Origin of the sequence: Azospirillum oryzae (genome assembly GCF_900177515.1) — a bacterium.
Lineage (GTDB): Bacteria > Pseudomonadota > Alphaproteobacteria > Azospirillales > Azospirillaceae > Azospirillum > Azospirillum oryzae_A.
On record NZ_FXAK01000010.1, the window covers coordinates 207,394 to 230,632 of the forward strand.

The 23,239-nt window shown below is 67.7% G+C and carries 15 protein-coding genes; 8 read left to right on the forward strand and 7 right to left on the reverse strand.

Going from position 1 to position 23,239, the window contains the following annotated elements:
- Positions 1-43: 43 nt before the first annotated feature.
- From B9N97_RS32780 to B9N97_RS35420, 6 genes are all read right to left on the reverse strand, one after another.
- A complete protein-coding gene (locus B9N97_RS32780) occupies positions 44-3,163 on the reverse strand; it encodes an efflux RND transporter permease subunit (RefSeq protein ID WP_085092014.1) in 3,120 nt (1,039 codons plus the stop codon).
- A gap of 6 nt (positions 3,164-3,169) precedes the next feature.
- Positions 3,170-6,337 (reverse strand): multidrug efflux RND transporter permease subunit, encoded by a 3,168-nt coding sequence (locus tag B9N97_RS32785; RefSeq protein ID WP_085092015.1) that lies wholly within the window; start codon positions 6,335-6,337, stop codon positions 3,170-3,172.
- Positions 6,334-7,671 (reverse strand): efflux RND transporter periplasmic adaptor subunit, encoded by a 1,338-nt coding sequence (locus tag B9N97_RS32790; protein ID WP_085092016.1) that lies wholly within the window; start codon positions 7,669-7,671, stop codon positions 6,334-6,336. Before B9N97_RS32790 ends, B9N97_RS32785 begins: the two co-directional genes overlap by 4 nt.
- A gap of 158 nt (positions 7,672-7,829) precedes the next feature.
- Positions 7,830-9,476, reverse strand: a complete 1,647-nt coding sequence (locus B9N97_RS35415; RefSeq protein WP_143266970.1) for a hypothetical protein — start codon at positions 9,474-9,476, stop codon at positions 7,830-7,832.
- A 125-nt stretch (positions 9,477-9,601) separates the two neighbouring features.
- The gene (locus B9N97_RS32795) at positions 9,602-10,090 is read right to left on the reverse strand and encodes a hypothetical protein (protein ID WP_143266971.1); all 489 of its coding nucleotides are present in this window, start codon (positions 10,088-10,090) and stop codon (positions 9,602-9,604) included.
- Positions 10,087-10,290, reverse strand: a complete 204-nt coding sequence (locus B9N97_RS35420) for a hypothetical protein (RefSeq protein WP_143266972.1) — start codon at positions 10,288-10,290, stop codon at positions 10,087-10,089. The genes B9N97_RS32795 and B9N97_RS35420 overlap by 4 nt, the downstream gene beginning before the upstream one ends.
- 51 nt (positions 10,291-10,341) lie before the next feature.
- Between B9N97_RS35420 and B9N97_RS32800 the strand changes: the two genes are divergently transcribed.
- Genes B9N97_RS32800 through B9N97_RS35830 form a run of 3 tightly spaced genes read left to right on the forward strand, consistent with a single transcriptional unit; the run spans position 10,342 to position 13,875 of the window.
- On the forward strand, positions 10,342-12,528 hold the full coding sequence (locus B9N97_RS32800; RefSeq protein ID WP_244561059.1) for a TonB-dependent siderophore receptor: 2,187 nt from the start codon (positions 10,342-10,344) through the stop codon (positions 12,526-12,528).
- 43 nt (positions 12,529-12,571) lie between these two features.
- On the forward strand, positions 12,572-13,714 hold the full coding sequence (locus B9N97_RS32805) for a PepSY-associated TM helix domain-containing protein (RefSeq protein ID WP_085092019.1): 1,143 nt from the start codon (positions 12,572-12,574) through the stop codon (positions 13,712-13,714).
- Complete coding sequence (locus B9N97_RS35830; protein WP_167393467.1) at positions 13,711-13,875, forward strand: hypothetical protein; 165 nt, start codon at positions 13,711-13,713, stop codon at positions 13,873-13,875. The genes B9N97_RS32805 and B9N97_RS35830 overlap by 4 nt, the downstream gene beginning before the upstream one ends.
- 27 nt (positions 13,876-13,902) lie before the next feature.
- Here B9N97_RS35830 and B9N97_RS32810 read toward each other — a convergent pair whose 3' ends face one another.
- Entirely contained in the window at positions 13,903-15,444 is a 1,542-nt protein-coding gene (locus B9N97_RS32810; protein WP_085092020.1) for an FAD-binding oxidoreductase, read from the reverse strand.
- A gap of 170 nt (positions 15,445-15,614) precedes the next feature.
- Here B9N97_RS32810 and B9N97_RS32815 point away from each other — a divergent pair, with 170 nt between their 5' ends.
- From B9N97_RS32815 to B9N97_RS32835, 5 genes are all read left to right on the forward strand, one after another.
- Positions 15,615-16,301, forward strand: coding sequence for a response regulator (locus tag B9N97_RS32815; protein WP_244561060.1), 687 nt, complete (start codon positions 15,615-15,617; stop codon positions 16,299-16,301).
- A gap of 15 nt (positions 16,302-16,316) precedes the next feature.
- Positions 16,317-18,308, forward strand: coding sequence for a sensor histidine kinase (locus B9N97_RS32820; RefSeq protein ID WP_143266974.1), 1,992 nt, complete (start codon positions 16,317-16,319; stop codon positions 18,306-18,308).
- A gap of 202 nt (positions 18,309-18,510) precedes the next feature.
- Positions 18,511-19,608: a RodZ family helix-turn-helix domain-containing protein gene (locus tag B9N97_RS32825; protein WP_085092022.1), complete on the forward strand. Its 1,098-nt coding sequence runs from the start codon at positions 18,511-18,513 to the stop codon at positions 19,606-19,608.
- A gap of 31 nt (positions 19,609-19,639) precedes the next feature.
- Entirely contained in the window at positions 19,640-21,085 is a 1,446-nt protein-coding gene (locus tag B9N97_RS32830; protein ID WP_085092023.1) for an NHLP bacteriocin system secretion protein, read from the forward strand.
- Between the two features lies 1 nt (position 21,086).
- Positions 21,087-23,228 (forward strand): cysteine peptidase family C39 domain-containing protein, encoded by a 2,142-nt coding sequence (locus B9N97_RS32835; protein ID WP_167393468.1) that lies wholly within the window; start codon positions 21,087-21,089, stop codon positions 23,226-23,228.
- Positions 23,229-23,239: the final 11 nt, after the last annotated feature.

Below are 23,239 nucleotides of genomic sequence, written 5' to 3' on the forward strand. Positions count from 1 at the left end.
AGGGCATTTATCGCCGAGGATCAGCACACCCATCCGCCGCCCCCTATTCCGCCGGGGCGGCGATGGCGGCGCGGCGGGTGCGCCGCAGGGCCAGCCGTTCCAGGGTCAGATAGACCACCGGCGTGGTGTAGAGCGTCAGCATCTGGCTGACCAGAAGGCCGCCGATGATGGCGATGCCGAGCGGGCGGCGGATCTCGCCGCCGGTGCCGTAATCGAAGGCCAGGGGCACGGCGCCCAGCAGCGCCGCCATCGTCGTCATCATGATCGGGCGGAAGCGGACAAGTCCGGCCTCGCGGATCGCCTCCAGGGGCGACAGGCCGCGTTCCCGCTCCGCCTCCAGGGCGAAGTCGATCATCATGATGGCGTTCTTCTTGACGATGCCGATCAGCAGGATGATGCCGATCAGCGCCACGATCGACAGGTCGTAGCCGGTCAGGATCAGCGCGATCAGCGCCCCCAGACCGGCGGACGGCAGGGTCGACAGGATGGTCAGCGGGTGGATCAGGCTTTCGTACAGCACCCCCAGCACGATGTAGATGGTGATCAGCGCCGCCAGGATCAGCAAGGGCTGGCTGGAGGAGGATTGCTGGAAGGCCCGCGCGTCGCCCTGGAAGCCGGCGCGGATGCTGGCGGGCATGCCGATGTCCTCGGCCGCGCGCTGGATCACCTCGGTCGCCTGGGACAGCGAGACGCCGGGGGCGAGGTCGAAGGTCAGATTGGCGACCGGGAAGCCGCTCTGGTGCTGGATGCTGGCGGCCTGATTGCCGATGACGACGCGCGACACCGCCGACAAGGGCACCATGCCGTCGCGCCCCGTCACATAAATGCGCTTCAGGTCGTCGGGGCTGAGCGCCTCGGACGGCGCGACCTCCAGCACCACCTTGTGCTGGTTCTGCGCCAGATACATGGTCGAGACCTGCCGCTGGCCGAAGGCGTCGTAGAGCGTCGCCTCCAGGCTGCTCAAGGATACGCCGAGGCGGGCGGCGGCGTCGCGGTCGACGATGACGTTGGCCTGGATGCCGCCGTTCTGGCGGTCGTTGGCGACGTCGACCAGCTCCGGCAGGGTGCGCATCTTCTCCACCAGCTTGGGCGCCCATTCGTTGAGCGCGCCGATGTCGGAATCCTGCAGGCTGTAGCGGTACTGGCTGCGGCCCTGGAAACCGCCGACGCGGATGTCCTGCACCGGCATCAGGTAGAGCTGCACCCCCGGCACCTTGCCGGCGCGCATGCGCAGCCGCTGGGTGACGGTGGCGAGATCCTCACGCTCCGCCTTCGGTTTCAGGGCGATGTAGATCTGGCCGGAATAGGTGCCGCCGGGACCGCCGCCGCCGATGGTGCCGCCGACGCTGTCCACCGCCGGGTCGCCGGAAACGGCATCCTGCAGCGCGCGCTGGCGCGTCACCATGGCGCGGAACGAGATGTCGGGCGGCGGGTCGCTGAAGCCGATCAGCAGACCGGTGTCCTGCTGCGGCACGAAGCCCTTCGGCACCTGCCCGTAGAGCCAGACGCTGACGCCGATGATGGCGAAGGTCGCCGCCAGCATGGTGCGGCGGTGGGCCAGCACCCAGTCGAGGCCGCCGGCATAGAGGCCGAACAGCCGGTCGCCAACCCAGCCGAGCGCGCGGGCGAGGCGGCCGGGGGGCTTGCGCTCCGCCTCCGGTTCCAGCAGGTGGGCGCACATCATCGGGGTCAGCGTCAGCGACACCACCGCCGAGACGGCGATGGCGACCGACAGCACCACGGCGAACTCGCGGAACAGCCGGCCCTGGATGCCGCCCATGAACAGGATGGGGATGAAGACGGCGACCAGCGACAGGCTGATGGAGATCACGGTGAAGGCGACCTGCCGGGCGCCCTTCACCGCCGCCTCGAACGGCCGGGCGCCCTTTTCGATGTGGCGGACGATGTTCTCGATGACGACGATGGCGTCGTCCACCACGAAGCCGACCGAGATGGTCAGCGCCATCAGCGAGAAATTGTCCAGGCTGTAGCCGACGATCCACATCACGCCGAAGGTGCCGGCCAGCGACAGCGGCACCGAGGCCGCCGGGATCACCGTGGCCCACAGCCGGCGCAGGAACAACGCCATCACCATCACCACCAGCGCCACGGTGACCGCCAGCGTCTTCTGCACGTCGTCGATGGAGGCGCGGATGGTCGGCGTGCGGTCGGTGCGCACCGCGAGGCTGACCCCCGGCGGCATCCAGCCGCGCAGGGTCGGCAGCTCCGCCCGGATGCGGTCCACCGTGTCGACCACGTTGGAGCCGGGCTGCTTCTGGATGTTGATGAGCACGGCGCGCTGGCCGTCCTGCCAGGCGGCGGTGCGGCTGTTCTCCGGCGCCTCGATCACCTCGGCGACGTCGCCGAGGCGGATGGTGGCGCCGTTCTTCTCGGTGACGATCAGCCGGCGGTAGGCATCGGCGCCGAACAGCTGGTCGCTGGCGCCGATCGACCAGGATTCGTGAGTGCCGTCGAAGCTGCCCTTCGGGCCGTTGGCATTGGCCTGGGCGATGACGCTGCGGATCGATTCCAGGCTGACGCCCATGTTGGCGGCGGCGGCGGCGTTGACGCGCACGCGCACCGCCGTCTTCTCCGCCCCGTTGATGGAGACCTGGGCCACCCCCTCGATCTGGCTCAGGCGCTGGCCGATGATGCTGTCGGCGAGATTGTAAAGCTCCGCCGGGGCGAGCGTGGTGGAGGTCATCGCCAGCGTCATCACCGGCGCGTCGGCCGGGTTGATGCGCCGCATCTTGGGCGGGCTCGGCAGGTCGGCCGGCAGGTCGCCGCCGGCGGCGTTGATGGCGGCCTGCACGTCGCGCGACGCCGCTTCCACGTCGCGGTTCAGCTCGAACTGCACGACGACGGTGGTGCTGCCGAGCTTGCTGTTGGAGGTCATCTCCGACACGCCGGCGATGCGGGAGAGGCGGCGTTCCAGCGGCGTGGCGACGGAAGCGGCCATGGTCTCCGGGCTGGCGCCGGGCAGGGAGGCGGTGACGATGATGGTGGGGAATTCCACCTGCGGCAGCGGCGCCACCGGCAGGAAGCGGTAGGCCACCATGCCGAGGATCATCAGCCCGACCATCAGCAGCGACGTGCCGACCGGCCGCCGGATGAAGGGGGCGGAGAGCGAGGCGCCGGAGGGGAGAAGATTTGCGGGAAGCATGGCCGGCTACTCCGCCGCCGCCCGGCCGGGAGACTGGACGGTATCTGGGTCGTTGCCCGCTTCCGAAACCTCCTTCCGCCGCCACGGCCGCAGCCAGCGGCCCAGCCGGTTGCCGAGACGGTCCATGTAGAGATAGACCACCGGCGTGGTGTAGAGCGTCAGCACCTGGCTGAGCAGCAGGCCGCCGACGATGGCGATGCCCATCGGCTTGCGCAGTTCCGATCCGGTGCCGTTCTCCAGCGCCAGCGGCAGGGCGCCCAGCAGGGCCGCCATGGTCGTCATCATGATCGGGCGGAAGCGCAGGAGCGACGCCTCGTAGATCGAGCGTTCCGGCGCCATGCCCTGGTGACGTTCGGCCTCCAGCGCGAAGTCGATCATCATGATGGCGTTCTTCTTGACGATGCCGATCAGCAGGACGATGCCGACCAGCGCGATCAGCGACAGGTCGTGGCCGGTCGCCATCAGCGCCAGCAGTGCGCCGATGCCGGCGGACGGCAGGGTCGACAGGATGGTGATGGGGTGGATCGTGCTCTCGTACAGCACGCCCAGCACGATGTAGACCGCGACCACCGCCGCCAGGATCAGCCAGGGCTGGGTGTCAAGCGAGGAGCGGAACTCGGCGGCCGTGCCGGCGAAGCGGGCGGTCGCGGTGTCGGGCATGCCGATGCCGGCGCGCGCCTCCTGGATCGCCGCCACCGCCGCACCGAGAGAGACGCCGGGAGCGACGTTGAAGGACAGGGTGACCGACGGGAACTGGCCCTGGTGGGTGATGACCAGCGGGGCGGTCCTGCGCTCCACCGACACCACGGCATTCAGGGGCACGACGGTGTTTCCGTTGGTGCTGCCGCTGGCCTTCACATAGATCTTGGACAGCGACGCCGGATCCATCTGGAAGGACGGCTCGACCTCCAGGATCACGCGGTACTGGTTGGTCTGGGTGTAGATGGTCGAGACCTGCCGCTGGCCGAAGGCGTCGTAGAGCGTGTCGTCGATGGCCTGGGGCAGCACATGCAGGCGGCTGGCGGCGTCGCGGTCGATGGTCAGGTAGACCTGCAGGCCGTCGGGCTGCTGGTCGCTCGCCACGTCGGTCAGTTCGGGGCGGGCGCGGAGCGCTTCCAGCAGGCGCGGGGTCCAGTTCTCCAGCTCGCGCGGGTCGGCGTCCTGAAGGACGTACTGGTATTGCGTGCGGCTGACGCGGCTGTCGATCTGCACGTCCTGCACCGCCTGCATGAACAGCGACACGCCCTTCAGGTCCCCGGTCGCGGCGCGCAGGCGGGCGATGATCTCCTCGGCCGAGGAGTTGCGCTGGTCGCGCGGCTTGAGCGCGATGGTCAGGTTGCCGGTGTTGGTGGTGGCATTCACCGTGCCGGTGCCGACGAAGCTCGCCACCCCGGCCACGTCGGGGTCGCGCCGGACGATGTCGGCGACCTCGCGCTGGCGCTCCGCCATCGCCTTGACCGAGATGGAGGGCGCGGCGTCGGTCACGCCGATGATGACGCCGGTGTCCTGCTGCGGCAGGAAACCCTTGGGCACCACGTCGTACAGGTAGAGGGTGGCGGCCAGCGTCGCGATGGTGAAGAGCAGCGTCGCCGGCTGGTGGCGCAGGACGACGCGCAGGGAGGCGGCGTAGCCGTTCAGCAGCGCGTCGAAGCCGCGTTCGGTCCAGCGGAACAGCCGGTTGGGCTTGGTCTCGGTTTCGGCTTTCAGCAGGCGGGCGCACATCATCGGCGTCAGCGTCAGCGAGATTACCGCCGACACCAGCACGGCGATGGACAGCGTGATGGCGAACTCGCGGAACAGCCGGCCGACCACCCCGCCCATGAACAGCAGCGGGATGAACACCGCGATCAGCGACAGCGTCAGCGAGACGACGGTGAAGCCGATCTGGCGGGCGCCCTTGAGGGCCGCCTGCATCGGTTTTTCGCCCTGTTCGATGTGGCGGACGATGTTCTCGATCATCACGATGGCGTCGTCGACGACGAAGCCGGACGCGATGGTCAGCGCCATCAGCGACAGGTTGTCCAGGCTGAAGCCGCACAGGGCCATGATGCCGAAGGTGCCGATCAGCGACAGCGGCAGGGCGGCGGCCGGGATCACCGTCGCCCACGCCTTGCGCAGGAACAGGAAGATCACCATCACCACCAGCCCGGCGGTCAGCACCAGCGTCTTCTGCACATCCACCACCGAGGCGCGGATGGTCTCCGTCCGGTCGGTCAGCACCGCCATGTGGATCTGCGGCGGCAGGCTGGACTGCAGCGACGGCAGCAGCTTGCGGATGCGGTCCACCGTGTCGATGATGTTGGCGCCGGGCTGGCGCAGCACGTTCAGCAGCACCGCCGGCTTGCCGTCGTGCCAGGCGGCGAGACGGGTGTTCTCCACCGAATCGACCACGGTGCCGATGTCGGTCAGCCGCACCGGGCCGCCGTTCTTGTAGGCGACGACGATCGGGCGGTAGGCGGCGGCATTCTCGATCTGGTCGTTGACGCTGATCGACCAGGACTGGCGCGGCCCGTCGAAGCTGCCCTTCGGCGCATTGACGTTGGCCTGGGTGATGGTGGTCCGCACATCCTCCAGCGTCAGGCCGAGGCCGGCGACGGCGGCCGGATTGACCTGGACGCGCACGGCCGGGCGCAGGCCGCCCTCGATCCCGACATAGCCGACGCCGTCGACCTGGGACAGCTTCTGCGCCAGCAGCGTGTCGGCGGCGTCGCTGACGGTTTCCAGGCGAAGGCTGTCCGAACTCAGCGCCAGCACCATGATCGGCGTGTCGGCCGGGTTGACCTTGTCGTAGACCGGCGGGTTGGGCAGGCCCTTGGGCAGCGTGCCCGACGCGGCGCTGATCGCCGACTGCACGTCCTGCGAGGCGGCGTCGATGTCGCGGGTCAGGTCGAACTGCAGGGTGATGACCGACAGCCCGAAGGAACTGGTCGACACCATCGAGGAGATGCCGGCGATCTGGCCGAGCTGGCGTTCCAGGGGCGCGGTGACCGAGGAGGCCATCACGTCGGGGGCGGCACCCGGCAGCTGGGTGGTGACGCGCACCGTCGGGAAATCGACCGTCGGCAGCGAGGAGATCGGCAGGGTGCTGTAGCCCAGCAGGCCCAGCAGCACCACCGCCAGCATCAGCAGACCGGTGGCGACCGGCCGCAGGATAAAGGGGGCGGAGATGTTCATGAGGGCTGCCGTCCCTCACGCGAGGTGGTTGGGGTGGGGGCGTTGCCGCCTCCGTTGTTCTCGCGCTGCTGCTGCCGTTCGCGCCGCCGTTCCTCGCGCGCGGCCGGGTCGTGTGGCTGGTCCTGCGGCCGGTTGGCGGGGGCGGCCTCCGGAGCGGGGGTGGCGGGAGCGGCGCCAACCGGTGCGGCCGAGGCGATGGGTTCGACGATGCGGATCTTCGAGCCGGGCTGCAGGCGGTATTGGCCGTCGACCACCACCCGCTCGCCGGGGGTCAGGCCCTCGTCGATGATGGCCTTGTTCTCCTCCTGGCGGGCGACCTTGATCGGGCGCTGTTCCACCGTCAGGTCGTCCTTGATGACGTAGGCGTAGGTGCCCTGGGGGCCGCGCTGCACCACGGTCGCCGGCACGGTGGTGGCGCCGCGGCGGATGGTGGAGAGCAGGCGGACATTGACGAACTGGCCGGGCCACAGCTTCTGCGGGTCGTTCGGCATCTCGGCCTTCAGGCGGATGGTGCCGGTGCCCGTGTCGATCAGGTTATCAATCACCGCCAGCGACCCGGTGTCGAGCACGCGGCGGCCCTCGCGGTCCTGCGCCTCGACCGTCACCGGCCCTTGCGCCTGGGCGGCCAGCACCGCCTGCAGCTGCTTTTCCGGCAGGGTGAAGAGGACGGCGATGGGCTGGATTTGCGTGATGGTGGCGATGCCGTTCTGGTCGCTGGCCCGCACCACGTTGCCCTGGTCGACGTTGCGCAGGCCGATGCGGCCGCTGATCGGCGCGGTGATGGTGGTGTAGTTCAGCTGGACCTGCACCGCCTCGATCGCCGCCTCGTCGGCGCGGATCTGCGCCTCGTACTGGGCGACCAGCGCGCGCTGGGTGTCGACCGTCTGGCGCGAGGCGAACTCCTTCAGGTTCATGTTGCGCTCAAGGTCGCGCCGCGCGTTGGCCAGCTGCGCCTCGTCCTGCGCCTTCTTCGCCTGGGCTTGCGCAAGCTGGGCCTGGAGCGGGCGGGAGTCGATGGTCGCCAGCAGGTCGCCGGCCTTGACCAGCTGGCCTTCCTGGAGCGAGACGCGCTGAAGCTCGCCATCGACGCGGGCGCGTACGGTGACTGTGTTGAAGGCCTGGACCGTGCCGATGCCGTCGAACCAGATCGGCACATCCTCCCGCGCCACGGTGCCGGCCTGCACCGCCACCACGCTGTTGCGGGCACCGGCCGGGGGGCGGCCCGGCTGGGTTGCCGCCTGGGTTGCCAGCTTCTGCTGGACCGCGTAGCCGACGCCGCCGACCAGACCGGCGAGAACCACACCGGTGACCACCGGCTTCCAACGAATCGTCATGACCTGTTCCGACCCTTGCCCCAACGCCCGACCGGACGGCGTTTTCGGCCGCCCCGGTCTTGCTGTTCGTTCCTGATACGGGGCGGCGGGAGCGATTCGTCGGGGGGGGCGGAGAAAATTTTTTGACCTAGAACTCAAACCAAGGAAGCTAAACTGGCTCATTTCTGGTGACGGAAGAGGATACCAACCGGCGACCTCTTCAGCCGCTTATCCTCTTCCTTCAATTGCCGATATCGTTCAGGAATTTCCTTGATTTTGGGGGCATCGACCACCTCTTCCAGTGCGGTTTTTATCAAACTGACAACCGGTACGCCACACGCGGAAGCAATCTCGACCGCCCCACGTACCACGCACGTTCCTAGATCGATGCCCGCAAAACGCCATTTCTTACCTTTGAGAGCCGCTAACTCCTTGCGATGTGCATCAAACGCGCTTTGAAGGTTATGAATGACCTGATCGCTTGTGCGGTGAAAGTTAGACGGATTTGTTTCGACCATCTCCGCTACTCCCGCCGACAACATTTGGCGAAGCTCGCTAATCGCGCCTACCTTGCGCATTTCCACCAACGCGACCGGCGGTACATTGCCGAGCCAAGTCATTTCTCCATCGGCGGCTGTTTGCAGTGCCTTGGATAGATGAAGATTAACCATATTATCGTGGTCGATTTTTCCGGCGTCATATTCCAATTTCCATTGGAAGTATTTCCATGATGTTGGTGCGTCGATCAAGGGAACACCGCCCAAATAACGGCTGCGCAATAGCACATCATTTGCTTGGCGCATTCTGCCGGCAGCATGAAGAACGAGTGCTTGTCCTGCGTGTTTATATCCGAGCGGGGAAAGATATTCGTCAAGATATTCTTGAAGTTGTTGCTCCAAAGGCTCCCTTAGTTCTGTATCGAACAGGACACGCGACCGGTCTTTGACTGCTCGAATTGCTTGCTCAGCCTTTAGAAGAGGCTTCACAAAATCCATCGCGTCATCAATGGTCGAGAATGTTTGTCTAAAAAGGCGATTAACATGGGTGATTGTGTCCTGTTCTGAAACATCAGCAAGAAGCTTGTCCTCACTTTGTTCGATCAGGGATCGGTCGGGAACTACGACCACCATGGGTGGGTTGACGTCGGCAAGCGCAAGCTCTTTGTAGTTGAGAAGATTGAGCGCGTGTTTGATTAGATAATAAACAGCTTTTGACTTATTGTCACTGGTCAGAAACATCTTTGTCCGAATAAAAGGATCCGGAAGAACAATCGTATCGACATATACGCCGCATGAAGATGCGATATTACGCTGATTGGATGGGAATAGGTCTCCACCAAAGACAGCCTTAAGGGCGCGAGTGTCTTCAATGTGAATCGACGCAATATCGCTCGCACTTTCCCATAGCTTCTCTACCCAATTAAGGAAATCTGGAAAGCTGGAAGAAATTTCTTCAACCAAATCCTGGTTGTTTGAGATAGAACGCGCGACATCATGCGGTGTCAATTTTTTATTGACCATTATGCGATGGTATCGACCAAAATTGACCTCAATGGTCTCAAAATACCCTCTTTGTAAATCATGAAGAGAAACTGCTTTCTTGGCGTCTTCACGATCTTTCATGACCGTAACGGTCATTGCTAATGCTCGCACGCTCGCATCTACTGTGGAGAGATCAATTTGACCATCCAACCCATAACGAACTGCAAGCATGCTGTCTTTAATGGATTCAAAAACATGCGGAAGAAACTTTACCCGTCCATCCGCCATTTGCGTTTTGAGTATTTCAAGTCGTCTCCGTAGCTCCAATTCGTATTCCGTATCCATGTCTAGATCCATAATGACGTGGTTGGCGTTGCAGTTATATAATTTGTGGTGAGGCATGCTGTCGGTTTATTGAAATTTGACTACCTGCCTGCCATTCACGGATTTTCTGACAGGACGAGATCGCCTCAAGCAGCCGCTTGGTTTCGTCCGGCAGACAGTCGACGCGCAGCATCGCGGAACCCCTTCTCGATGTTGTCCAGGCGATGCCGCCACTCCGACGCCAGGACGGGCGGGACATCCTTCTCCGCTTCGAGGTCGTTCAGGACACGGCGCACCCGACGAACGCCGTAGGCTTTGCAAAGCCGGGCAACGTCCCTGAAGGTCGGCCGGGCAAGCGTCATGGCGATCAGGTGGTCGGGGTCGAACCTGCCGGCGGGATTGCTCCAGGCCCGATTGAAGGCAAGACGCGGCTCCCCTTCCGGCAGGACGCGGTAGAGGCCACGCTGGATGGGTTCGATCTTCTCCGCGGCGACGAGTTTCCTCAGTGCACGGCTTACCGTCGATGCGGACCCATAACGCCCGACCAGCGCACCGGACGCGACCGTCGCCACGCCGCTGCGGTGCAGGTCGTGGAGAATCCGCATCGGCAAGGTTCCGTTCATCGGCGCCGTCACGATTTGTCATCCAGCGAAAATATCCATCGAAAATCAATATGATGGGTTAAGCAGGTCGAGTCAATGAGCCGGCCGCCTGCGCCCGGCCGGTGCGCGCCTTCACGGCGCCGGTGGCGGCTTGCCGATGATGGGGCCGCCAGCAGGATGCGATTGTCGCTGCACATACGCGAATAGGCGTTGAATTTGAGAATGAGTTGCATTATGAGGGCTGCTTACTGCGAATGATTCTTATTCGTGCCGGGGGCAAGCAAGTGAAGAAACGGGTTGAGGGCGGCCGGGTGTCGCGTGGGGCGGCGTTCGGCGCCGTGGTGCTGGGCGGTCTGATGGTGCCGGCGGTGGCGGGGGCGCAAAGCGTCGGGGGCCAGAGTGCCGGGGGGCAGGGCTCCGATGGCGCCGCGCTGCAGATACCGGCGGTGACGGTGACCGGGCAGGGGGAAACGGCGCTGTCGCCGGTGACCGGCTATGTCGCCAACCAGCAGGCGACCGGCACCAAGACCGACACGCCGCTGATCGAGACGCCGCAGTCGATCTCGGTCATCCCGGCCGACCAGATCCGCGACCAGAACGCCCAGACGCTGAACCAGGTGGTGCGCTACACCGCCGGCGTCACGGCGGAGACGCGCGGCGCGGTGGCGACCCGCTATGACCAGTTGAAGGTCCGCGGTTTCGACGCCGACACCTATCTGAACGGGCTGAAGCTGCAGTCGCTCTACTACGCGGCACCGCAGATCGACCCCTATCTGCTGGAACGGGCGGAGGTTCTGAAGGGCCCGACCTCCGTGCTGTACGGGCAGTCGCCGGCCGGCGGCCTGATCAATCAGGTCTCCAAGCGCCCGACCGCCACCGCGCTGAACGAGGTCGGGGTCGAATACGGCACCGACAACCACTGGCGCGGCACCGCCGACTTCTCCGGCCCGATCGACAAGGACGGCAAGTTCCTCTACCGCCTGACCGCCGTCGGCCTGAGCGAGGACGGCCAGATCCGGATGACGGAGAACGAGCGCATCGCCGTCGCCCCCTCCTTCACCTGGAGGCCGGATGCCGAGACCAGCCTGACCCTGCTGGGCTTCTACCAGCACGACCCGAAGGGCAATTCCTATGGCGGCATCCCGCCGCAGGGCACGGTGCTGTCGAACCCGCTGGGCAAAATCCCGGTCGATTTCTATGACGGCGATCCGAATTACGAGAAGTTCGACCGCCGTCAGGCCTCGGTCGGCTATGCCTTCGACAAGAAGCTGAGCGACGTCTGGACCGTCCGGCTGAACGGGCGCTGGCTGCATGCCAAGGTCGCCTACGACAGCCTGTACGCCAACGGCCTCGCGCCCGACTACCGCACCCTTTACCGCGGCATCGCCACCTCGCGGGAGGAGATGAACAGCTACACCTTCGACAACCAGATCGAAGGGCGCTTCTCCACCGGTCCGGTCGGCCACACGCTGCTGGCCGGCGTCGATTACCAGCGGCTCGACGGCCATTACGCCGCCGGTTTCGGGCTGGCGCCGTCGCTCGACGTGTTCAACCCGGTCTACGGCATCGCCGTCACCCCGCCGGCAACCAACCGCACCGACATCGACGGGCGGCAGACCGGCGTCTACCTGCAGGACCAGATGCGGCTCGGCGGCTTCATCCTGACGGTGGCCGGGCGTCGCGACTGGGCGAAGACGACCTCAAGCTCCGCCTTCGGCAGCAGCACCCGGTCCGATCAGGCCTGGACCGGCCGCGCCGGCCTGACCTACGTCTTCGAGAACGGCATCGCGCCTTACGTCAGCTATGCCGAGTCCTTCACGCCCAGCAGCGGCGTCGATTTCGCCGGCACGCCCTTCAAGCCGGAGGAAGGCACCCAGTACGAGGTCGGCGTGAAGTACCAGCCGCCGGGCATGAACAGCCTGTTCACCGCGGCCGTGTTCGACCTGACCCGCAGCAACCTGACGACCAGCGATCCCGCCCACCCCGGATTCTCCGTCCAGAGCGGCGAGGCGCGGTCGCGCGGCATCGAGCTGGAGGCCAAGGTCGGCGTGACCAAGGACCTGGAGCTGATCGGCACCTACACCTACCTCGACACCAAATACACCAAGGACAATGACGGGCTAGAGGGCAAGCGGCTGCCGGCGGTGCCGCGCCATCAGGCGTCGGCCTGGGCCATGTACCACATGCCGGAAGGCACCGCGCTGACCGGTCTCGGCGTCGGTGCCGGCGTGCGCTTCACCGGCAGCACGATGAACACGGCCAACACCTTCAAGGTGCCGTCCTTCACGCTGGTGGACGCCACCGTGTCCTACGACCTGGGTGCCCTGTCCTCCAAGCTCCAGGGGGCGGAGGTCACCGTCAACGGCAAGAACCTGTTCAACAAGGAGTATGTCGCCTCCTGCTATTACGGCGAGTGGTGCGCCTACGGCTATCAGCGGACGGTGACCGCCGGCCTGCGCTATCGCTGGTAAGCCCCTTGCCGTCCCTCCGTCCCCATTGGCAAAGGAAGCCGTCATGACGCCTGCGAGCCTGCGGGGCTGGCGCCTCGTCCACCGCTGGACCAGCCTGATCTGTTCGGCGAACCTGCTGATCCTCTGCGTGACCGGGCTGATCCTGGTGTTCCACCACGAGATCCAGCATCTGATGGGGGAGGAGCTGGACAGCAGCTACACGGAGGGGCAGGCCCGCCTGCCGCTCCAGTCGCTGGTGGATATCGCGCGGAAGGCCGACCCCAAGCTGGAGCCCAAGCTCTTGTCCTTCGATCCGGAGGACAAGGCGGTCAACTACATCTATCTGGGACCGCCGGAGGAGAGCGGGTTCGAGCTGGGGCGCTGGGTGGTGCTGAACGGCTTCACCGGCGCCAACCAGATGCTGAAGCAGCCGACCGAGACGCTGGTCGGCTTCCTCTTGAAGCTGCATGTCGACCTGTTCACCGGCTTCGCCGGGCAGATGTTCGTCGGGGTGATGGGGCTGCTGTTCGTGGTCAGCACGGTCAGCGGGCTGGTCGTCTACGGCCCCTTCATGAAGAAGCTGGCCTTCGGCATCCTGCGCTTCGGCCGGGGGACGCGGATCGGCAACATCGACCTGCACAACCTGTTCGGCGTGGCGACACTGGTCTGGGCCTTCGTCGTCGGGCTGACCGGCGCCATCCTGTCCTTCTCGCCGCTGATCACCGGCTATTGGCAGAAGACCGAGCTGGCGGCGATGACCGCCCGCCATCCGGAGCCGATGACCGGAAGCATGGTGTCGATCGACCGGGTGGCCGAAGCCGGGCTGGCGGCCTTTCCCGGCAAGGATCTGGCCTTCATCGCCTATCCCGGCAACGAATATGCCGGCAGCCGCCATTTCAGCGTGATGGTGCGCGGCCACACCGAACTGACCCAGCGGCTGCTCAGCGTCGCCCTGGTGGACGCCGAGACCGGCGTGGTTGCGGAGGCGGCCGGCACGCCCTGGTACATGACGGTGCTGATGCTGTCGGGGCCGTTCCATTTCGGCGATTACGGCGGGCTGCCGCTGCAGATCGTCTGGGCGCTGTTCACCATCGTCACCGGGGTGGTGACGGTGACCGGCTTCATCGTCTGGCTGAAACGGCCGCGGGCGCGGGCGGTGTCGGCAGGGCGAGACGCGTCCGAGGCCAAGCTGGGGAGCAAGGCATGACCGGCGTCTGGCGCATTCCGGCCGCGCTGGCCGTGCTCTCCGTCATCGGGCTTGCCGCCGCCATCCTGGGCGACGGGGTGTGGGACTGGCTGTGCTGGGCGACCCTGTCGGTGCCGCTGGTGGTCTGCGCGGCCAAGCTGTGGCGGCAGTGGCCCGCCTGATTTGGGCCGCCTCCTTTGGGAGCGGGCTCAGCCGATGCCGTTGCGGCCCGGCGACAGAATGCCGGCCGGGTCGCCCGCCGCGCGCAGTTCCGTCAGCAAGGTCGCGGCCGGTGACCGGCGCAGCGCCTCGGGCACCGGCAGGCCGTTCGCCAGCCGGTAGGGCGCGAAGCCCCTTTCCAGGGCGGTTCCGATCAGATCCCGGTAAGCGGCGAGGGCGGCCTCGTCCGCACCAGGCATCATCCGGTCGAAGCCAAGAGTGAAATAGGTCAGCAGGCAGCGGAAGCCGTTGGACTCGATCCCGACATTGAGGTCGATGCCGGCCTGTTCCAGCCGGTCGCGCGCCCAGCTCAGGTAATCGGCCAGCGCCCCGAACTCGAAGGGGAAGGCGAGGCAGAGCCAGATCAGACCGCAGCCGTCGCGGTCGGGATCGGCTGTCGCGAGGTCGGGGTGCCGGTCCTTGCGCCAATAGACCGTTCGCAGGTTGCGTCCGTCCGGCACGCCCAGCCAATCCTCGAACCCCTCGATCCAGGCGCCGTCGCGCCGGGCGATGTCCAGTTCCACCGTCTGGGACACCGCGGCGAAGCGCCGGGACAGTCGGCCGGCGCGGGCCTCCAGCACCTCCGGCGACTCCGCGCGGATCAGGGCGGAGGCATGCCACTCGTTGAGGGCGGCCGGGGCGAGCCGGTCGGTCGGGACGGCCGCGCGGACATCGTCCAGCGCCAGCCATTTGATGCCGTTCCACAGGGTCAGCGACCGGTCGGGCAGGGATTGCTCGCACTGGCAGTCGCGCCACAGCTCCAGGAAGGCGGGCAGGGCGTCGAGGCCGCCGATGTCGATCGACAGGATGGCGAGGTCGCTGGGCATCGCCTCCAGCCGGATGACGGCGCTTGTCACCACCCCGAGGTTCGACTGGCTGAACAGCCCGTCGATCAGCGGTCCGGCCGGCGCCGGGTCGAGCCCCACCGTGCGGTCGGCCCCCAGCGGCCCGCAGCCGGTCCGCAGCCGCCGGCCGTCCGGCAGGGCGACCTCCAGCTCGCACAGCGAGGTCCAGCGCTCGCCCATGCTGCCGTCGCCGCGGTCGAGCGCGTTGGCGAGCGCGCTGGCCTCCGCCGGGCCGCCGATGACGGGGATGAAGAAGCGGTCGGTCCGCTCCGCCAGGAAGTCGGCGAGCGCCCGGAAGGTCACCCCAGGCTCCACCCGCACCAGCCCGCGCTCGCCATCGAAGCCCGAGATGCGGTCGAGCTGCCGGAGGTCGAGCACCACCGCGCCGTCCCGCGTCGGCGCCCGCGACCCCAGCCCCCAGTTGGCGCCGCGGCTGACCGGATGGACCGGCAGGCGGTGCCGGGTGGCGACGGCGAGGCAGGCGGCCGTCTGATCGGCATCGGCCGGACTGACGATGGCCGACACCCGGACATCGGGCGCGAAGGTGCGCCGGCCCCAGTCCAGCCGCTCGGCCACCGCGGTTCGGACATGCTCCGGCCCGACGATGCGGCGCCAGTCCTCCAGCGCCTCGGCGGGCGGTTCGCTGTCGGCAGGCGAAGCGGCAAGGAGGTTGGGCGGCGTGGTCATTTTGGGGCGGTCCCGGATGCGGTCGCCGTGGCGGCGGTGCGGTGCATGGTGGCAGATTGCATACCGGGAAAGGCATCCCGTTTTCATGGTATGGCGATTTGCCTCTGCGGCCCGCTATGATGAATTCCGAATCGAAGGTTCGATCCGACAGTCCGCATGGGGTCGTCACAGTGGATCAGGCACGATCGGCCGCCGATGCCGGCGGCGTCATCTCCGTGGTCCTGGTGGAGGACGACGCGCCGACCCGCGACTTCCTGGCCGCATCGCTGGCCGCCGGCGAGGGGATCCGCCTGCAGGCCTCGGTCGGAACGCTGGCGGAGGCGCGCGCGGCGCTGGAGAGCGGCCGTCCGGGCGTGCTGGTGACCGACCTGAAGCTGCCCGACGGCCATGGCAGCGATCTGATCCGCGAGGTGCGGCAACGCATGCCGGAAACCGAGATCATGGTGATCTCCGTCCTGGGCGACGAGCCGTCGGTGATGCAGGCGGTGCGGGCCGGCGCCTCCGGCTATATCCTGAAGGACGCGCGGCCGATCGACCTGATCGCGGCGATCCATGACCTGACAAACGGCCGGTCGCCGATTTCCGCCTCCATCGCCCGCCACATCATCCGGCAGACCCAGACCGCTCCGCCCGTGATGGCGGAGGAGGCGCCGCCCGCCCTGACCCCGCGCGAGATGGACATCCTGTGGGGCATCGCCAAGGGCTTCACCTACAACGACATCGCCGCCCGGCTCGGCATCAGCCGGCAGACGGTTCCCAGCCACATCAAGAACATCTACCGCAAGCTTGAGGTTAATTCCCGAAGCGAAGCGGTCTACACTGCGGTGGAGCGGAGAATCATCAAGCTGTCGGACTGACGCCTTGAGGCGAATTTGAGCCAGCATATCGCCGGGTTGCCGGCGTCCGGCCCGTCCCTGGCGGGGAGCCTGCGGGCATGGCTGAGAGGCCGCGGCCCGCTGCTGCTTCTGTATTACGGGTTGGCCGCGATTCTCGGCCTCGTGCTGGTGACGGCGACCCCGGAGATGCCGGAGGGCGGATTGGCCATTGCCGAGGCGACCTTCGTCCCGCTGGCGATGGACCTGGACATGGACAGTCCGCCGCCCGGGACGATGCCGCCGGAGGCCGTCGCCGTCCCGCTGCCGTACCGCTGCAAGGCGGTTCCCGATCCGGTCGGCTGTTCCGGCCTGTTCCGCCTGACTTTCCGCTATGATCCGGGCGATTATCCCGGCGACGGGGATCTCTGGTCGATCTATGTGCCGATCCTGTCCGGGCGCGCGACGCTTTGGCTGAACGGGGCGCTGCTGGTCGACAGCGGGACCATCCAGTCCGACGTGGTCGTCAACCAGTCGCTGCCGCTGATCCAGCCGATTCCGAAGCCGCTGTTGCGGGACGGCGAGAACCGGATCGACGTCCGCATCGCGGCCTGGAGCCAGTCCGGCGGCTTTCTCGACACGGTGGTGGTGGGCCCAGACCGTCTGCTTCGCCCCGCCTACAGCCAGCGCGAATGGATGATGGTCACGCTGCCGCGCCTGCTGGTGGCGTGGCAGGCGGCCCTGTGCCTGTCGCTGCTGATCGTGTGGGCCGGCCATCGCGACGAGCCGATCCATCTGGTGATGAGCCTGATCCTGGGGTTGGGCGTGCTCCAGGGCCTGCCGATGTTCAACACCGAACCGAACGGGCTGGAGCGGCTGTATCGCGTCCTCAACTTCGCCGGCCAGTGGCAGGGGGCGCTGCTGCCCTTCGTGATGTCCCGTCTGGTCGGGCGTGAGCTGGCGGTTCCGATCCGCTGGCTGCTGGTGATCCCGGCGGTGGTCGCCGGCGCGTTCCTGCTCGCGGCAGTCGACCCGGCCCGGCTGCAGCCATGGTTCGCGTGGCTGTGGCTCGTCCTTGTGATTCCCTGGGCGGTGGCGATGCTGGGCTGGTCGAGCTGGATCGTGCTGTCGGCGGCGATCCGGCGGAACCATGCCGCCGCCCAGCTCGTGCTTGGCGGCCTGATCGTCATCGTGATGATGGCCGGCCACGACATTCTGGCGGTGACCGGTGTTCTCGACCTGCGGGTGCCGTCGATGACCCGCTACATGGCGCCGCTGCTGATGACGGTGATCAGCGCGACGCTGATGTGGCGGTTCGCCAAGGCGCTGGGCGAAGTCAGCCGCTTCAACGACATCCTGCGGCGCGAGGTGGCGACGGCGGAGGCCGAGTTGCGGGCCAGCTTCGCCCGCGAACAGGCGCAGACCCGCGCCGTCGCGCTGGAAAGCGAACGGCTGCGCCTGACCCGCGACCTGCATGACGGGCTGGCCGGGCAGCTGGTGTCGATCGTCGCCCAGTGCGAGCTGCCGCAGCATGATTACCGCCGCATCGGCGCGGCGGCCCGGCAGGCGCTGGACGACCTGCGGCTGGTCGTGGCGTCGCTGGACGATGTCGGCAACGACCTGGGCATGATGCTGGCGCAGTTCCACGAGCGCATCGGTCCCCAGCTGCAGGCGCAGGGGATGGAACTCGACTGGCAGATGGCGCCGCTGCCCGACATCGAGGGGCTCAGGTCGGAACATGCCCTGACCCTGTTCCGCATCCTGCAGGAGGCGGTGACCAACGCGGTGCGCCATTCCGGCTGCCGCCGGGTCAGCATCGTCATGGCGCCGGCACCGGACAATGCCTCCGAGAGCAAGGGGCAGTTCGCGGTCAGGATCGTCGTCGGGGACGAGGGCCGCGGCATTCCGGACGGCATTGCGGCGAGGCCCGGCAAGGGGCTGAACAACATGCGCCAGCGCGCGGCGTCGCTGGGTGCCGACCTGACCCTGGTCACCGGTGCGATTGGTACCCGCGTCGTCATCGATCTGCCATTCCGCCTGCCGGACTTTTAAAGCATCCGATAGAGCAGGCATCGGTTCGGCGCCACCAGAACTTGCGAAAATCCCGGTTTCTCCAGATCTCCCATAAACATGGGATTACCCAGAACGGTTAGTACCCATACAAAGGATTTGGCGCAAACTTTGCGCGGATCCCGGCGGCAGCCAATGCCGGGGCGAATGACTTCCGATCATCCAATAACCAGGGATTGCAGGCATGAGCAAGACGCAGGCGGCGATGGTCGAAATTTCCGATGACGAGCTTCTGGTGGTGGTGGGCGGAACCGGCTCGACCAACGCCCAGTCCGGCCATGCGCAGGAGGATGAGAACGGAGTCAGCGTCAGCGTCGGGGTCGAGGTCGCCAGCGCGTCGGGCAGCGTCGGCGTTTCCACCTCCAGCAGCCACGACATCGGCGGCGCCACCGTGACGACCGAGGTCGGGGCCGGCGCCAGCGGGTCGGCGGGCGTCACCGTCGGGTCGGGCGGCGTCACCGCGACGGCCGACGGCTTCGCCGGCAGCCACGGCAGCGTGACGGTCACCAACGGGCCGGTCACGCAGACCATCAGCTATGAGGCCGGCGTCAGCGGCAGCGCCAGCGTCTCGGTGTCCTACACCGGGGTGGAAGCCTCGGCATCCGGCTCGGTCGGCGTTTCGGTGACCACCGAAACCACGGTCGGCGGCAATGTCGGCCATGGCGTCACGGTGGAGGGCACGGTCACCCAGACCATCGCGGTCGGCGCCGGCGCCGAGGTCAGCGGCTCCATCGGGGCGAGCGGCGTCCATGGCGACGTCAGCACCTATGCCGGCAATTACGTGGAGGTCACGGCCTCGGTCACCGCCGGGAACAACGACGTCAGCAGCACCACCACGGTCGGCGTCATCGATTCCGGCTCGGTCGGTGCCGGCACCGAGGTCACCGCCGGCTATTCCGACGGCCATGTCACGCTCGGGCTCGGCGCCACGGCGGCGATCGGCATCGGCGGCGTCACGGTGGGCCAGGAGGTCACCGTCAACACCGCCCCGCTGGAACATGCCGGCGCCCAGGCGGTGACCGCGGCCACGCCGGCCGTCACCGACGCCGCCCACACGGTCGCCAACACCGCGCAGTCGGTGGCGACCACCGCGGCCCCGGCGGTGACCGACGCGGCGCACACGGTGTCCAACACGGCGCAGAACACCGCCAGCACGGTCAGCAACACCGCGCAGACGGCGGTCCACGACGTGTCGAGCACGGCGCAGAGCACCGTCAACAGCGTGTCGAACACGGCGAAGAGCGTCACCAACTCCATCAAGAAGAAGATGAAGAAGTGGTGATGCCGGGCGGATTGTCGGACGGCATCGCGGCATGAGCGACAGCGCGACGGCGGAACGGCAGGCGGAACGGCCGGTTGCGGCGGCTTCGCCGGCCGGGGGCGGCGATCCGGCCGCTTCCGGCGGCAATACCGGCAAGGATGGCGGCAAGGCGAGCTTCCGGGCCGAAGCCGCGGAGGCCGCCACCTCCGTGTCGCAGGTGGACGATGCGCTGGAGGTGGTTCGGCCGCCGGTGCTGGCCTTCTGCGTCACGCTGGCCCTGCTGGTCGTCGGCGTCGTGGTCTGGGCGTCCTTCACCGACGTGCCGATCAAGGTCACCGGGCAGGGCATCCTGGTCAGCCCGGCCGGCGTCATCGACGTGGTGTCGGAATCCAGCGGCCGGATCAACGACATCCGCTTCAAGCCGGGCGACGTGATCCACCCCGGCGACGTGGTGGCGCTGGTCGACCAGAGCGAGCAGAAGCTGCGGCTGGCGGAGGCCGAGGGCGAATTGCAGGACGCCGTCGCCGCCCGCGACGACATGCGGCGCTTCCAGGAGCGCGACCTGCATGCCGACGAGGTCTGGCGGCAGGCGCGCGAGCAGGCGGTCAACGGCAACATCGCGTCGCTGCAGGAACGCCAGCGCATGATGACCGAGCGCGAGGAGCTGGTCCGCCAGCTCGCCGACCGCGGGCTGATCACCCGCGACCGCGCCATCTCCGCCAAGATCGAGCTGTTCACCATCCGCTCCGACCTGGAGGCCCAGCGCAACGAACTGCAAACCATGACGCTCGACGCCGCCCGCCGCCAGACCCAGCGCGAGAAGGACATGCTGGCCGCCGAGCAGCGGGTGGCGACCGCCACGCGCGCGGTGGAGTCCGCCCGCGACCGGCTGAAGCGCTATGCCGCCGTGCTGTCGCCCTATGGCGGCCGGGTGGTGGAGGCGAAGGCGAACATCGGGCAGGTGGTGTCGAGCGGCGCGCCGATCGTCAGCATCGAGCGCGACGGCGCGCTGGCCGGGCAAGGTGGCGATCTGGTGGCCCTGGTCTATGTCGGGGCGCAGGACGGCAAGAAGCTGCGCCATGGCATGGAGGCCGACGTGTCGCCGGCCTCGGTCCGCAAGGAGGAGCACGGACACCTGATCGGGCGGGTCGACCGCGTGGCCGACACCCCCGCCAGCAGCGTCGGCATGCTGCGCACCCTGCAGAACGATGCGCTGGTCGGCGAATTCCAGAAGACGCTGCGCACCCCCTTCGAGATCATGATCCGGCTGGAGCGCGACCCGGCCGGCGCGCTGCGCTGGTCCACCGGCAATCCGCCGAAATTCTCGATGGATGGCGGCACGCTGGTGTCGGTGGAGATCACGGTGCAGAAGGTCCGGCTGATCGCGCTGGCCCTGCCCATCCTTCAGCAATGGCTGCGGCTGGATCTGACCGACGTGGCGCCGCAGGCGGATGCGGGCAAGATGCCCGCAGGGGCGCCGGCCCCGTCCGGAGCCTGAGATGCGCACCCCGTCGATCCTGCAGATCGAGGCGGCGGAATGCGGCGCGGCGGCGCTCGGCATCGTCGCCGCCCATTACGGCCGCTGGCTGACGCTGGAGGACCTGCGCGAGCGCTGCGGCATCTCGCGCGACGGCAGCCGCGCCGCCAATCTGGTCCAGGCCGCGCGCGAACTCGGGCTCCAGGCCCGCGGCGTGCGCACCGAGCCGGAGGGTCTGCAGGGACAGGCCGGGCCAATGATCCTGCATTGGGGCATGGACCATTTCCTGGTGCTGGAGGGGCGGCGCGGGCGCTGGTGGTATCTGAACGATCCGGCGCGCGGACGCCGCCGCGTCGACGATGCCGAATTCCGCCGCCAGTTCACCGGCATCGCCCTGCTGATGGCGCCGGGACCGGAGTTCCGCAAGGGCGGGTCCGCCCCCAGCGCGCTGCGCGGCCTCGCTCGGCGGCTGCGCAAATCCTGGGGGGCGGTGTGGTTCGCCGCCGCGCTCAGCCTGCTGCTGGCGATCCCCGGCATGCTGTTCCCCGCCTTCCGCCAGATCTTCATGGACAGCGTGCTGGTCGGCGGGCTGGCCGACTGGATGACCCCGCTGATCGGCGCGATGCTGATGGTCGGCGCGGTCACGCTGACCTTCACATGGCTGCAGAAGAGCGTGCTGCACCGGTTGGAGACCCGGCTGGCCCTGCTGGGCGGCATCGGCTTCATGGAGCGGGTGCTGCGGCTGCCGATGGGCTTCTTCGGCCAGCGCGGGCCGGCGGCGGTCGCCGACCGCATCATGCAGAGCGACCGTCTGGCCGAGCTGCTGGCCGGCGAGATCGGCGGCTGCCTGTTCGCCATCCTGACCGCGCTGACCTATCTGGCGGCGATGGCCTTCTACCAGCCGGCGCTGGCGCTGGTCGCCGTGGCCGCCGCCGCCAGCCTGGCGCTGGCGCTGGCCCTGCTGTCGCGGCAATTGGAGGAGGGGCAGCAGCGCCTGCTGAACGAGACGGCGCAGGAGGGCGCCGACGCCAAGCAGGGGCTGCGCATGATCGAGACCTATCGCGCGGCGGGAGCGGAGCGGCTGCTGTTCGAGCGGCTGGTCGCCCGCCATGCCCGCGTGCTGAACATCCGCCAGTCGCTGATGCTGCGCCGCGCCGTTCTGCGGCTGCTGCCGGCCTTCGTCGGCGGGGTGGCGTCGGCCGCCGTGGTCACCGTCGGCGGCGGCATCGTCGCGGAAGGCGGCATGACCATCGGCGCCATGATGGGATTCATGGTGCTGATGTCGGCCTTCCTGGCGCCGGTGTCGCGCCTCGTCCAGCTTGGCGCCCGCATCCAGGAGGCGCGATCCTACCTGCGCCTGCTCGACGACACCATGCAGCATCCCATCGCCGAGGAGTTCCGGCAGGCACAGCCGCAGCAGGCCCCCGCCGTGCTGCGCCGGCTGACCGGGCGGATCGAGCTGCGCGACGTCACCTTCGGCCATTCCCGCCGGGCGCTGCCGCTGATCCGCGGCCTGTCGCTGACCATCGAGCCGGGCGAGCGGGTCGGGGTGGTCGGCGGCTCCGGCTCCGGCAAATCGACGCTGGCGCTGCTGACCGCCGGCCTCTTTGAGCCCTGGTCGGGCGAGGTGCTGCTCGACGACAAGCCGCTGCGCGAGATCCCGCGCCGGGTGCTGCGGCAGAGCGTGCAGGTCGTCGACCAGAACGTGACGCTGTTCGAAGGCAGCGTGCGCGACAACATCGCCCTGTGGGACCCGACGGTGTCGGACGAGCGGCTGTTCGCCGCCGCCCGCGACGCGGTGATCCACGACATCATCATCGACCGCCGCGACGGCTATGCCTCTCCGGTCAGCGAAGGCGGGGCCAACCTGTCGGGGGGCCAGCGCGCCCGCATCGAGATGGCGCGCGCCCTGGTGCAGAACCCGCGCATCCTGGTGATGGACGAGGCGACCGCCGCGCTCGACGACCACACCCAGGCGCAGCTGCTCTCCAACCTGCGCCGCCGGGGATCCACCATGCTGGTGATCGCCCACCGGCTGACGGCGATCCGCGACTGCGACCGGGTGCTGGTGATGCAGAGCGGCGAGATCGTCGAGTCCGGCCCGCCGGCCGAGCTGGCGCGCCGCGCGGGCGCCTTTTCCTCGCTGATGCTGAGCATGGCCTGACCGGATGAGCC

Excerpts from the sequence above, each read along its gene's own strand:
- B9N97_RS32780 (WP_085092014.1), bottom strand. The coding sequence starts at position 3,163 with ATGCTTCCCGCAAATCTTCTCCCCTCCGGCGCCTCGCTCTCCGCCCCC.
- B9N97_RS32785 (WP_085092015.1), bottom strand. The coding sequence starts at position 6,337 with ATGAACATCTCCGCCCCCTTTATCCTGCGGCCGGTCGCCACCGGTCTG.
- B9N97_RS32790 (WP_085092016.1), bottom strand. The coding sequence starts at position 7,671 with ATGACGATTCGTTGGAAGCCGGTGGTCACCGGTGTGGTTCTCGCCGGT.
- B9N97_RS35415 (WP_143266970.1), bottom strand. The coding sequence starts at position 9,476 with ATGGATACGGAATACGAATTGGAGCTACGGAGACGACTTGAAATACTC.
- B9N97_RS35420 (WP_143266972.1), bottom strand. The coding sequence starts at position 10,290 with ATGCAACTCATTCTCAAATTCAACGCCTATTCGCGTATGTGCAGCGAC.
- B9N97_RS32805 (WP_085092019.1), top strand. The coding sequence starts at position 12,572 with ATGACGCCTGCGAGCCTGCGGGGCTGGCGCCTCGTCCACCGCTGGACC.
- B9N97_RS35830 (WP_167393467.1), top strand. The coding sequence starts at position 13,711 with ATGACCGGCGTCTGGCGCATTCCGGCCGCGCTGGCCGTGCTCTCCGTC.
- B9N97_RS32810 (WP_085092020.1), bottom strand. The coding sequence starts at position 15,444 with ATGACCACGCCGCCCAACCTCCTTGCCGCTTCGCCTGCCGACAGCGAA.
- B9N97_RS32825 (WP_085092022.1), top strand. The coding sequence starts at position 18,511 with ATGAGCAAGACGCAGGCGGCGATGGTCGAAATTTCCGATGACGAGCTT.
- B9N97_RS32830 (WP_085092023.1), top strand. The coding sequence starts at position 19,640 with ATGAGCGACAGCGCGACGGCGGAACGGCAGGCGGAACGGCCGGTTGCG.
- B9N97_RS32835 (WP_167393468.1), top strand. The coding sequence starts at position 21,087 with ATGCGCACCCCGTCGATCCTGCAGATCGAGGCGGCGGAATGCGGCGCG.